Source organism: Bradyrhizobium sp. USDA 3650, from assembly GCF_054057395.1.
The window spans coordinates 6,060,040-6,072,077 of the sequence record NZ_JBSRZG010000001.1 but is presented as its reverse complement, the minus strand read 5'-3'; the positions used below and the strand labels follow the sequence as shown (position 1 = coordinate 6,072,077).

Here is a 12,038-nt window from a genome sequence, read left to right as displayed (position 1 = left end):
CTGCAAAATTTGCAAGCCGATTGACACCAAGACGCCCGCCGCTGCGCCTCGCGATGCGGAAGCACCCCAAGTCGCACCCGAATAGGAGCGCATGACGGCAGGCCGGCTGCAAGGTTTGAGGGGGGTCGAATCTGGAAGAAATACGTGGAAAGCCGACATACCAGATAGGTCGGTGCTCGCCCCGCCCCTCTGGGCCGGCGTGACGGGCGCACGGATACACTTCCCTCGTGGACTACTTTGCGGACTACATTGCGGGATACACGCTTCGACACTTGCACACTCTGGCAGGCCGGAGACGTTGTTTTCTGAGGTTTTGGGGATCCAAAAGTGGCGGATAGGGCGAATTAAACTGGCGAAGAGGGAGGGATTCTCGACCAAGAACCGCGGACACCCGAAAAACCCGTAAAATAGGCATCCCCGAAAGAGGCCGGCGAAGGTTCGCGACACCGGTGTGTACCCCAGAGACGCCGCACGAGAATTAACATTCAGATTATTCCCAGCTTGGAGAGCGCCAAGGTGCAACAATCCTATGTAGGGAGCCGCAACAATTGCTCTTGCTGCAAGTCTTTGAGGGACTTTCGCGGCGGATCACGCACCAATAATAATCTCTTTTCATTGAAGCGCAGGATCTTCTTCGCTCGTTTAATTCCATCGCGAGCCTTGCCGTACTTTTCGGTAGCCGTGCGACTGCTCGCATGATTTACGATGACCGCGATCTCCGATTTGGAGAAACCGCTCCGCTTCATGCATGCGATTGCAAAATGGCGAAAAGTATAGGTGCAAACCCGTTCGATCCCGGTTGCATCGGATGCCGTTGCGAGACGCTCGTTCATGATGCTTAGAACGTGCCATAGTCCACCATATCTCTCGTCCCATTTTTCGATTTCCGCGATCCATTGATCGAGCCGGTCGATCAGCCGTTTCGGGTAAGCGCTGATGTCGACCTCGCAGGTGTCGGTCAAACCGCGTCCGTTGGTATGTTTTTCAGCGCGAGCACGCAGGAAATTTCCCTCCCGCCGGAGCGTAACGATTTCGCCGGGCCGCCAGCCGAGACGCGAGGCCACCAGAATATATCCAGCGATCCACAGCGAAAACCCGTCGGCCTGGTCGCGAAAATATTGAAGGAGGGCACGCAATTCCCGCACCGGAATCGATTTACGAGGTGCTTTCCGCTCCTTTCTCTCGGCGGCGACTTTCTTTTTGTGCGCCTTCGCCTTGGCCTCTTTGGACTTCTTGGCCTTCTTGATCGACTGAGGCCGATCATTTTTCAGACGCCAGAGCAGCGATTTTTCCGGCTCCGGGTGGTCGCTGATGAGATCCATCCTTACAAACATCTCCACGCGCTGGCTTAGAGCGGCGGCGATACCCCGGATATAACTATCCGACCACCTGCCATCGCTCTCCAGAAACCAGTTGGCGCACATGGTTACGCGGCTCTCATAGGGCGCGTGGCAGACGTCGGCCGGGTGCTCCCGGCAGTATTGGCCGAGGAACTTGGTGGCGTCGATCTCGTATCGGGCGATCGTTTCATCGCTCCGGACAGGCTCGGTAAACATGGGTCACCTCCGCGTTGGTCGATGCGTTGACCAACGAGACACGTCCTGACCGCAAGAGGCAACCCGAGACGTGAGACGAAGCGTCTCTTGAAACCGGCCACGGAGGTGCAGACATCTAGGCCACGGGCCATAAGGCCCGCATCATCTAGCGAAAGGAGAAGTTAAATGCCCCCGATCCAGGGCTATACGGCCTCGGTCGAGGCCGCGAGGCAGGCGCTCGAGGTCGCGCAAACCGCGTTGCCGCGGGATGTGGGACAGGCGGTCATGGCGGCCGGGTGGACGTTCCTGCGCGACCGCCACGACGTGAACGCGCTGATCGATCACGTCACGTCGGAAGCCGAAAGTGGCGACTTCGTTAGCAAGCTGCACGCTGCAGCCGACAAGGCTAGGCAGCAGCAGCCGCAGCGCGGTCGCCCGCCCAAGGCTAACAGCGACCCGACCCACAAGCACGTTAACGGCGACGAGAACTCGATCGCCGCGACGACCATCTAACGGATTAACGTTAGAAACCCGATCGACCTTGTGGCCATTGCTGAGGGGTTCGCGCGCCTGTATCATTGATACATCCCTGATGCGCAACAGCGATCAGGCAAGTCCGAGGAATTTCAGGGATTTATCGGGAATATGGTAGCGGGAGAGGGACTCGAACCCCCGACCCCAGGATTATGATTCCCGTGCTCTAACCAGCTGAGCTACCCCGCCACAGGGTCGCGAGGGCCGAAACAGGCCGATCTCGCGAACGCGCGGCATATAAGGAAGGGGGCGGCGGGCTGTCAAGCTAAGGTCACCGGCTTCTGTTCGGCCGATTTGGCGGGGAAATCGCGCCACTCGGCACCGGACTCGCGGAGAGTCCCCCTCACCCGGAATCCGCGCGTCGCGCGGATTCCGGCCTCTCCCCGCAGGCGGGGAGAGGCGAAGAAGCGCGGATGCGCGACTATCTGCTATTTCGGCCGGACCGTCGGGTCGCCGCCGGGGCTGCCGGGGGGCGGGATGACGGGCATGGCGCCGTTCGTGCTGGGCGCCGGGGCGTGCATCTCGGGGTCGACGCCGGAGGGCGGGCACAGCACGCCGTCCGATTTTGCCAATTTGTCGCCGAGCGGTTCCCGGGACTGGCCGGTGGTGGTGCCATCGGCTGAGCGGTTCGGGCGATCCTGCGGCGTGCAATTGGTGGCGTGCTGCGGGGATGGCGGCGCGGTTTGTTGCGGCGGCGTCGCCGGGGCGGGCGGGGCCTGCGCGATCGCGCTGCCGGAGGCGGCGATCAGGAGGCTGGCCAGAATGATGTTCGATGTCGTGCGCATGGGAGGGAAACGCGCGGGTCCGCCCGCGTGTTCCGCGCCCCCGATCACGATTTGAGGTAGCGGATCAGCGAAAAGTGCCCCATCGGCGGCATCGGGCGGCGCTCGGCGAGCGTAACGCCGCCGTGTTTCGCGGCCCAGTTGACCAGGCGCTCCCATGGAAACTCCGGGCGCCAGCCGAGACGGCGGGCGAGCGGGGCAAACGCCAGCTCGGACAGTTTGCGCAAACCCTTTTCCGCGCCGATGTGGTTGACCAGGATCAGCTCGCCGCCGGGCTTCAGGACGCGCACGAACTCGTCGAGCGTGCCTTCGGGATCGGGCACCGCGGTGATGACATATTGGGCGACCACCGCGTCGAAGAAGTTTTCGGGGAAGGCGAGGTTTTTCGCGTCCATCACCGAGAGCACTTCGACATTGGAGAGCCGCAAGCTCCGCACGCGCGATTGCGCCTTGCGCAGCATCGGCTCGGAGATGTCGACGCCGCAGATCTTCGTGGTGCGCGCATAGTCGGAGAGCGAAAGCCCGGTGCCGACGCCGACGTCAAGGATGCGGCCGCCGATGCGATCGGCCTCGGCGATGGTCGACTGCCTTCCGGCGTCGAACACCTTGCCGAACACGAGATCGTAGACCGGCGCCCAGCGGCCATAGGCCTTCTCGACCCCGGCCCGCGAGATGTCTGCTGCCATGCCCCCTGCCCTATATTTTTTTAGCCGCGGACCGCTTCTGCGAGCGGCCTCGTCGTGCTGCTTGCGGCCTTCGCGGCGGCGCTTTGAATGAAGCCGCCGCCGAGCACGCGGGACTGGCCGCCAGGTGCGTCGTAAAACACGCAGGCCTGTCCCGGCGAAACGCCCTCTTCGCCGGCGACGAGCTCGACCTCGTAATGGCCGTTCGCGCCGCGCAGCCACGCCGGCTGAGGCGCGCGGGTCGAGCGCACGCGCACGAACATTTCGAGGCCATTGCCGATGGCGCGGTCGATGTCGCCATCGCCGATCCAGTTGACGTCGCGCAACACGATGCGGTGCATCTTCAGCGCCTCGCGCGGGCCGACGACGACGCGGCGGTTGGCGGCCTCCAGCCGCACCACGAACAGCGGCGCGGCGGCTGCGATGCCGAGGCCGCGGCGCTGGCCGATGGTGAAATTGGCGATGCCGTTGTGCCGGCCGAGCACGCGGCCGTCGAGATCGACGATGTCGCCGGGGTCCATCGCGTTCGGCCGCAGGCGGGTGATGATGTCGGTGTAGCGGCCGGTGGGCACGAAGCAGATGTCCTGGCTGTCATGCTTGTCGGCAACGGCAAGACCGAAGCGCCGCGCCAGCTCGCGCGTCTCGGGCTTGGTCATGTCGCCGAGCGGAAAGCGCAGATAATCGAGCTGCTCCTGCGTGGTCGCGAACAGAAAGTAGCTCTGGTCGCGATCGGCGTCGGCGGCACACACCAGCGCGCGCGAGCCATCGTCGCGGCGGCGCGAGGCGACGTAATGGCCGGTGGCGAGCGCGGTGGCGCCGAGTTCGCGCGCGGTCTTCAAGAGGTCGCGAAACTTGACCGAGCGGTTGCACTCGATGCACGGCACCGGCGTCTCGCCGAGCGCGTAGCTGTCGGCGAAATTGTCGATGACGGATTCGCGAAAGCGGTCCTCGTAGTCGAGCACGTAATGGGGAATGCCGAGCTTGGCCGCGACGTCGCGGGCGTCGTGGATGTCCTGGCCGGCGCAGCAGGCGCCCTTGCGATGGGTGGCCGCACCATGATCATAGAGCTGCAGCGTGATGCCGACGACGTCGTAGCCCTCCGCCTTCAACAGCGCAGCCGTCGTCGATGAATCGACGCCGCCGGACATGGCAACGACGACCCTGGTATCCTCAGGACGGCCTTCGAGATCCAGACTGTTGAGCATGGGCCTTAAAGCGTTGTGGACGGCGGCGTTGGGCGATCCGCTGGGTGCTTCCGGCGGGACAAAAGCGACCCGCGGGAACTGAGAGTTCCCGAATGGCGCGGCCTTGCCCGGTCGAAAGCGGCTGAGAGCTGTCTCTTTAATATAGGCCGCCTTCCGGTGAAGCAATCATGGACCCCGCAAGGTTTACGGCAATTCTTGCCGGGGAGGCAGAAATGGCGGGGCTTTGGGAGGCCCCGCGGCGGGGGCGTCGATTCACCAAGATATTGATTTATCTAGATAAAACTCCATCGCGCAAGGATGGCCCGCTCCTTGCTACCTCTCATATCGAAGATGTTTCCAAGGGGTTGCCTGTGGTCGGTCGTACGTCAGATGTCGTGGCAAGCGTGCAAGTCCCAAGCGCGCAGCAAAAGCCTGCCCGGTCGCAAGCGCCGAAAGAGAGCTCCGCCAACGATTCCTTCGGCTCGCTGGTGGACAGCAACACCCAGGCGATCAGCGACAGCGCGGCGCCCTCCGTGCAGGATACCCCGCGCCGGACCGATTCGTCGTCCTCCGCCTCGGACAAGAGCCCGCGCGATCGCGCGGCGAGCGACCAGTCCTCGCAGAGCAAGGCCAGCGACGACGCCGACAATTCCGCGTCCGCCAAAAACGACGCCAGGAACGACGCCAAGAACGACTCGACGGCTGATGCGGCCAAGGCTGATAGCAAGACCAAGGACAAGCCGAAGGCGTCCGACGCCAAATCGGCCGACAAGTCTGCGGACAAGTCCGACGAGACCAAGGGGGACAAAGCCGACGGCACCGATGGCCTCGCCGCCGCCGTCGCAGCGGCGCAGATTGACGCGACGCAGGCGGCCGTGCCCGATCCAAACGCACTCGTGGTCGCCGTGCCGGTCGATCCGAACGCGGCTGCGAACCAGGCCGCCGGACCCACCTCCTCGCCGCTGATGATTGCCGCCGCCGGCATCGCCGCCAGCGCATCCATCGCGGCGCAGATCGCCGGCACCAAGACCGATACCGCGACGCCGGGCGACAAGAGCGCCAAGACCGCAAGCGCCAAGGTCGATGCCGACACTTCGGCGACGCTGGCAGATGCCGCGACCGGCACGACCGATTCGACCGCGACCGACGCGAAGACCAATGGCGGCCTGATCGCCGCGGTCGACCAGGGCACGCCAAAAACCTCGTTCAAGGCCGCAGCCATTGCGCAAGGCGCGAGCGACGTCTCCAATATCGGCCAGGACACCGGCAAGACGAACGCCGCGCAGCCCTCGGCGACGGCAGCGTCCGCCACCGCGGCGCATCCGCAAGCCGACAAGCCGCCGATCGACGCGAACGCGGCCGACACCAAGGCTGGGACCTCCGACCGCACCGCCGATGCCGCACCGGCGACGGCAACACCGCATGCCCATGCGGGCACGCCGTCCGCTGTCCCCACCACCGACGCTAGCGCGCAGGCGGCCTCCGCCATTCAAGCGCCGCTGACCAATACGAGTTCGGCCGCGACCGCTTCGACCGCGACGCTCACGGCGACCGCGGCCACAAATACGGCCATTCCGATCACCGGCGTGCCGATCGAAATTGTCGCCGCCGCGCGCGCGGGCAAGACCCGGTTCGACATCAGCCTCGATCCGCTCGACCTCGGCCGCATCGACGTCCGCATCAATGTCGACCGCAACGGCCAGGTCACCTCGCATCTCACCGTCGAGAAGCCGGAGACGCTGCAGATGCTGCGGCAGGACGCGCCGCAATTGCAGCGCGCGCTCGACGATGCCGGCCTCAAGACCGGCAGCAACGGGCTGTCCTTCAGCCTGCGCGACCAGAACTCGTCGGGCCAGAACTCCGGCCAGAACAACGACAATGGCGGCAATGCCCGCCGGCTGATCGTCAGCGACGAGGACGCAGTTCCCGCGGCCCCGGTCGGGCGCAGCTACGGCCGCATGCTCGGATCGAGCAGCGGCGTCGACATCAGAGTGTGAGGAGTATTCGATCATGACCACCACGAATGCCGCCACCGCCCCCTCCGTCGTCTCCGGCACGACCGACCTGCCGAAATCCTCGTCGAACCCGAGCCTGGGCTCGAGCACCGGCGCGACGCTGGCCGGCAACTTCCAGACCTTCCTGACGCTGCTGACGACGCAGCTGCAGAACCAGAACCCGCTCGATCCGCTCGACACCAACCAGTTCACGCAGCAGCTGGTGCAGTTCGCCGGCGTCGAGCAGCAGCTCAAGACCAACGACTCGCTGTCCCAGCTCGTCACCCTGCAACAGACCACGCAGGCGACCCAGGCGCTCGGCTTCGTCGGCAAGACCGCCCTGGTCGACGGCACGACCGCAAGCATGACGAACTCGTCGGCAACCTGGCATCTCAACGTGCCCAGCGACGCCACCGTCGACATCACCGTCGCCAATGCCAGCGGCCAGACCGTGTTCACCGGCAAATACACCGCCGGCGCGGGCACCGACGTTCCGTTCACCTGGAACGGTCAGGGCAATGACGGCACGCAATGGCCCGACGGCAAGTACACGATCTCGGCCACGGGCAAGGATGTCGCCAACAACAATGTCGGCATCGCCGCGCAGGTGCAGGGCACGGTGTCGTCCGTCGATCTGACCCAGTCGCCGCCGCTGCTGACCATCGACGGCGCCAGCTACACCCTGAGCCAGGTCAAGAGCATCATCGCGACGGCTAGTAATTAAAGGCTGGGTATTCGCCACACAAACAGTGTCGTCCCGGCCTAGTGCGCAATTGCGCACGGGGGCCGGGAACCATACCGCGTGATCTACCAGTGAGACGCAGGTAGCAGTACCGCGAAGACCTCCGAACTGCGGGCCTTCGCCAAACTCCTCCCTGTGGTTATGGGTCCCGGCCTTCGCCGGGACGACAGTTGAGGGCCTTGCGACGCCTGCGCAGGCCTCGTTCGTTAGTAAAGTATTTACGAACACCCCCTCGGCCCGCCTGGACGCACCGTCCCGCCGGTCGAGACGGCTGCGTTCCAGCCATTTTCAACGAGAATTGTATTGAAGCCTTAGGCTTAGCGGATTTTTAAGCCGGCGGGCGTACGGTTCCTGAGTGAGTTCAGTGGTTGAGAGTTTGTGAGTACGCCATGACAGAACCCCATCGCCCGAGGGTAAAATACGTCATCGGGCCGGACGGTAGTCCGTTGACGATTGCGGATCTGCCTGCACCCGGCACCAAACGCTGGGTCATCCGCCGCAAGGCCGAGGTCGTCGCCGCAGTCCGTGGCGGTCTTCTCTCCCTCGAGGAGGCCTGCAGCCGTTATACCCTGACGGTTGACGAATTCCTCTCCTGGCAGTTTTCGATCGACCAGCATGGTCTGGCGGGACTTCGCACCACCCGTATCCAGCAATATCGCCAGTAGGCAATCCGGAAATCTGCGGCTTTTGACGAAAATCGGCCTCGCCTTGCGAGGCCGATTTTTTTCATGTTTCGTTTTGGCGCGACTTTTGTCGCAGCTCTTAACCTTCGTTAACCATATCGAAACCATCACCTAGGCAATAATTGCCCAGTCGGCCTTTCCTGTGAAAGCAGCCGAATCTGTCGGGGCGGTTGCTTGCAAGGTCTTGCGGACTTTCTGAAGGGTATTGGAGCCGCCCGGTTCGGGGCGATGATCGCGGTCACCGCCGCGCTCGTCGGCTTCTTTGCGTTCGTCATCATGCGCGTCACCACGCCGCAGATGACGACGCTGTTCACCGACCTCAGCGTCGAGGACTCCTCGGGCATCATCAAGGACCTGGAGCGCCAGGGCATCCAGTTCGAGCTGCGCAACGAGGGCACCATCATCATGGTGCCCAAGGACAAGGTCACCCGCCTGCGGATGAAGCTCGCCGAGGGCGGCCTGCCCAAGGGTGGCGGCGTCGGGTACGAGGTGTTCGACAAGTCGGATGCACTCGGCACCACCTCTTTCGTCCAGAACATCAACCATCTCCGCGCGCTGGAAGGCGAGCTCGCCCGCACCATCCGCGCCATCGACCGCATCCAGGCCGCCCGCGTCCATCTGGTGCTGCCCGAGCGCCCGCTGTTCTCGCGCGAGGCGCCGGAGCCGTCGGCCTCGATCGTGGTGCGGGTCCGCGGCGCGCTGGAAGCCCAGCAGATCCGCGCCATCCGCCATCTCGTCGCCTCGGCCGTGAACGGGCTGAAGCCGCAGCGGGTCTCGATCGTCGACGAGACCGGGCAGCTGCTCGCCGACGGCGCCCAGACCGATCCGGAGCAGGCGATGGGCGACGAGCGCCGCACCGCCTTCGAGAAGCGGATGCGCAAGCAGGTCGAGGACATCGTCTCCTCCGTGGTGGGGACGGGACGCGCCCGGGTCCAGCTCTCCGCCGATTTCGACTTCAACAAGATCACCCAGACCTCGGACAAGTACGACCCCGAAGGCCGCGTGCTGCGCTCGAGCCAGACCCGCGAAGAGCAGAGCATGACCGCCGACAACAACGGCCAGGTCACCGTCAACAACGAGTTGCCGGGCAACCAGCAGAACGGCGGCGTCGCGGCCAAGGACCAGAGCAAGAAGAGCGAAGAGACCAACAATTACGAGATCTCCCGCACCACCAAGACCGAGGTGACCGAGGCCGGCCGGGTCAACCGCATCTCGGTCGCGGTGCTGGTCGACGGCATCTACTCCAAGAACGAGAAGGGCGATCTGGCCTACCAGGACCGCACCAAGGAGCAGCTCGACCGCATCGCCACGCTGGTGCGCTCGGCGATCGGCTTCGACCAGAAGCGCGGCGACCAGGTCGAGGTCGTCAATCTGCGCTTTGCCGACGCCCCCTCCACCACCCCGATCGCGGAGCCGAGCGGCTTGCTCGGCATGCTCCAGTTCACCAAGGACGACGTCATGTACTTCGTCGAGCTTGGCGTGATGATGCTGCTCGGTTTGGTCGTGCTGTTCCTGGTCATCCGGCCGCTGGTCAAGCGCATCCTGGCATCCGACGAAGTCGCGGCCGCCATCTCCGGCGTCCTCACCGGTCCGGCGAGCGACGAGGCCGCGCCCGCCAGCCAGCCGCTCCTGCCGAGCGGCGCTGCGAGCGCGATCGACGTCGCCACCGTCCAGGGCCAGGTCCATGCCCAATCCGTCCATCGCGTCGGCGAACTCGCCGAGCGCAATCCCAACGAGACCGTCGCCATCATCCGCCAATGGCTGACCGAACCCACGAAATAATCGAGAAGTGATCTGATATGGCCGCCGCCCTGCAAAACGCCAATTCCAACGACATCACCAGTGTGATCTCTACGCTCGGCCAGCGTGCCGGCAGCCGCGGGGGCGCGAAGACCGAAGCGGTGGCGGGGCCGAAGCGCGCCGCGATCCTGATGCTGGCGCTCGGCGAGCAATATGGCGGCAAGATCTGGGGCTTGCTCGACGACGACGAGGTGCGGCAGCTCTCGCTGGAAATGTCGACGCTCGGCACCGTCGAGGTCGACACCGTGGAGGACATGCTGCTCGAATTCGTCTCGCGGATGTCGGCCTCCGGCGCGCTGATGGGCAATTTCGACGCCACCGAGCGGCTGCTCCAGCAATATTTGGCCCCCGAGCGCGTCAACGGCATCATGGACGAAATCCGCGGCCCCGCCGGCCGTAACATGTGGGAGAAGCTCTCCAACGTGCAGGAAGAGGTGCTCGCCAACTATCTCAAGAACGAATATCCGCAGACCATCGCGGTCGTGCTGTCGAAGCTGAAGCCGGAACACGCCGCGCGCGTGCTCGGCATCTTCCCCGAGGATCTCGCGCTCGACGTCGTCAACCGCATGCTGAAGATGGAGGCGGTGCAGAAGGAGGTGATCGAGAGCGTGGAGAAGACGCTGCGCACCGAATTCATGTCTAACCTGTCACAGACCCGCCGACGCGACGCCCACGAGGTGATGGCGGAAATCTTCAACAATTTCGACCGCCAGACCGAAACCCGCTTCATCACCTCGCTGGAAGAGGACAACCGCGAATCGGCCGAGCGCATCAAGGCGCTGATGTTCACCTTCGACGACCTCGTGAAGCTGGATTCCGGCTCCGCCCAGACCCTGATGCGCAACGTCGACAAGGACAAGCTCGGCGTCGCGCTCAAGAGCGCCAACGAGGACGTCCGCAACTTCTTCTTCGGCAACATGTCCTCGCGTGCGGCCAAAATGCTCCAGGACGACATGGCGGCGATGGGTCCGGTCCGCCTGCGCGACGTCGATGAGGCCCAGGCGTTGCTGGTCAACCTCGCCAAGGACCTCGCCGCCAAGGGCGAGATCATGCTGACCAAGAACCGCGCCGACGACGAGCTGGTGTATTGATGGCCGCCCCGGCAAAATTCCTGTTCGACAACGACTTCGCCGCGCCCGACCGGACGCGTGAGAAGGCTGCAACCGCGGCCGAGATCGCCCAGAAGGTCGCGGAAGCCGAGGCGCGCGCTTATCAGGACGGCTTCGCCGCCGGCCAGCGCGAGGCCAAGGCCGAGAGCGACCGCCGTGTCGCGCTCGCCATGGAAGAGATCAACATCGCGATCCGGGGCATCGCTTCGGGCATCGGCAACATCGAATCCAAGATGGAGACCGAGGCGGTCGACGTCGCGGTCGCGGTGGCGCGCAAGCTGTGCGCCGATCTGGTCGCCGCCGAGCCGCTCGGCGAGATCGTCGCGCTGGTCAAGGACTGCTTCTCGCATCTGGTTGCGACGCCGCATCTCGTCGTCCGCATCAACGACGCGCTCTACGATTCCGCGCGCGAGAACATCGAGCGGCTGGCCAGGCAGAACGGCTTTGAAGGCCGGCTAGTGATTCTGGCCGAGCCCGAGATTGCCACCGGCGACTGCCGGATCGAATGGGCCGATGGCGGCGTCGTGCTGGAGCGCGCCGCCATCGCGGCCAAGATCGACGAAATGGTGGGGCGCTACGTTGCGTCCCGCAGGGGGAGTTAAACCATGAGCGACACTGACGGACAGGTCCCGCTGCCCGATCTCAATGGCCCGATGCCGCCTACCGGCACCGACGTCGGCTACAACGAGGACGAATATGCGACGCGCGCCGCCGCCGACCTCGAGGCCGTATTCGACGTGCCGGTGCAGGTCTCGGCCGTGCTCGGCCGCTCCAAGATGGACGTCAGCGAGCTGTTGAAGCTCGGACCCGGGACCGTGCTCGAACTCGACCGGCGCGTCGGCGAGGCCATCGACATCTACGTCAACAACAAGCTGGTCGCCCGCGGCGAAGTCGTCCTGGTGGAGGACAAGCTCGGCGTGACCATGACTGAAATCATCAAGACTGAACGCGCCTAAAGCGACGACGCGCGGCAGCGCGACCAGACGGACAGG

Annotated in this window: 12 protein-coding genes and 1 tRNA gene; 8 read left to right on the top strand and 5 right to left on the bottom strand. The window is 64.4% G+C overall.

Annotated features, from left to right (window positions below; all coding sequences use genetic code 11):
• Window positions 1-527 precede the first annotated feature (527 nt).
• Window positions 528-1,556: a hypothetical protein gene (locus tag ACVIN2_RS28525; protein WP_456768118.1), complete on the bottom strand. Its 1,029-nt coding sequence runs from the start codon at window positions 1,554-1,556 to the stop codon at window positions 528-530.
• Window positions 1,557-1,721: 165 nt separating this feature from the next.
• Here ACVIN2_RS28525 and ACVIN2_RS28520 point away from each other — a divergent pair, with 165 nt between their 5' ends.
• On the top strand, window positions 1,722-2,048 hold the full coding sequence (locus ACVIN2_RS28520; RefSeq protein ID WP_456768117.1) for a DNA-binding protein: 327 nt from the start codon (window positions 1,722-1,724) through the stop codon (window positions 2,046-2,048).
• A 133-nt stretch (window positions 2,049-2,181) separates the two neighbouring features.
• Here ACVIN2_RS28520 and ACVIN2_RS28515 read toward each other — a convergent pair.
• The 4 genes from ACVIN2_RS28515 to mnmA form a co-directional block, all read right to left on the bottom strand.
• Window positions 2,182-2,258: transfer RNA gene (locus ACVIN2_RS28515), tRNA-Met, on the bottom strand.
• 239 nt (window positions 2,259-2,497) lie between these two features.
• Window positions 2,498-2,854: a hypothetical protein gene (locus ACVIN2_RS28510; RefSeq protein WP_007596151.1), complete on the bottom strand. Its 357-nt coding sequence runs from the start codon at window positions 2,852-2,854 to the stop codon at window positions 2,498-2,500.
• A 44-nt stretch (window positions 2,855-2,898) separates the two neighbouring features.
• Window positions 2,899-3,537 carry a class I SAM-dependent methyltransferase gene (locus ACVIN2_RS28505; RefSeq protein WP_456768116.1) on the bottom strand — a complete coding sequence of 213 codons (639 nt, stop codon included), beginning with the start codon at window positions 3,535-3,537 and terminating at the stop codon, window positions 2,899-2,901.
• Window positions 3,538-3,557: 20 nt separating this feature from the next.
• Window positions 3,558-4,739 (bottom strand): tRNA 2-thiouridine(34) synthase MnmA, encoded by a 1,182-nt coding sequence (gene mnmA, locus ACVIN2_RS28500; protein ID WP_456768115.1) that lies wholly within the window; start codon window positions 4,737-4,739, stop codon window positions 3,558-3,560.
• 350 nt (window positions 4,740-5,089) lie between these two features.
• Here mnmA and ACVIN2_RS28495 point away from each other — a divergent pair, with 350 nt between their 5' ends.
• The 7 genes from ACVIN2_RS28495 to fliN all read left to right on the top strand — a co-directional run bounded on the left by ACVIN2_RS28495 (window position 5,090) and on the right by fliN (window position 12,002).
• Window positions 5,090-6,715, top strand: a complete 1,626-nt coding sequence (locus ACVIN2_RS28495) for a flagellar hook-length control protein FliK (protein WP_456768114.1) — start codon at window positions 5,090-5,092, stop codon at window positions 6,713-6,715.
• 13 nt (window positions 6,716-6,728) lie between these two features.
• Window positions 6,729-7,436, top strand: a complete 708-nt coding sequence (locus ACVIN2_RS28490; protein ID WP_456768113.1) for a flagellar hook assembly protein FlgD — start codon at window positions 6,729-6,731, stop codon at window positions 7,434-7,436.
• A 407-nt stretch (window positions 7,437-7,843) separates the two neighbouring features.
• Window positions 7,844-8,119 (top strand): CtrA inhibitor SciP, encoded by a 276-nt coding sequence (sciP, locus tag ACVIN2_RS28485; protein ID WP_002714638.1) that lies wholly within the window; start codon window positions 7,844-7,846, stop codon window positions 8,117-8,119.
• 192 nt (window positions 8,120-8,311) lie between these two features.
• Window positions 8,312-9,919, top strand: a complete 1,608-nt coding sequence (gene fliF / locus ACVIN2_RS28480) for a flagellar basal-body MS-ring/collar protein FliF (protein ID WP_456768112.1) — start codon at window positions 8,312-8,314, stop codon at window positions 9,917-9,919.
• Window positions 9,920-9,936: 17 nt separating this feature from the next.
• A complete protein-coding gene (fliG, locus tag ACVIN2_RS28475) occupies window positions 9,937-11,028 on the top strand; it encodes a flagellar motor switch protein FliG (RefSeq protein ID WP_456768111.1) in 1,092 nt (363 codons plus the stop codon).
• Entirely contained in the window at window positions 11,028-11,648 is a 621-nt protein-coding gene (locus tag ACVIN2_RS28470) for a FliH/SctL family protein (protein WP_219681649.1), read from the top strand. The genes fliG and ACVIN2_RS28470 overlap by 1 nt, the downstream gene beginning before the upstream one ends.
• 3 nt (window positions 11,649-11,651) lie before the next feature.
• Entirely contained in the window at window positions 11,652-12,002 is a 351-nt protein-coding gene (gene fliN / locus ACVIN2_RS28465; RefSeq protein ID WP_007596160.1) for a flagellar motor switch protein FliN, read from the top strand.
• Window positions 12,003-12,038: the final 36 nt, after the last annotated feature.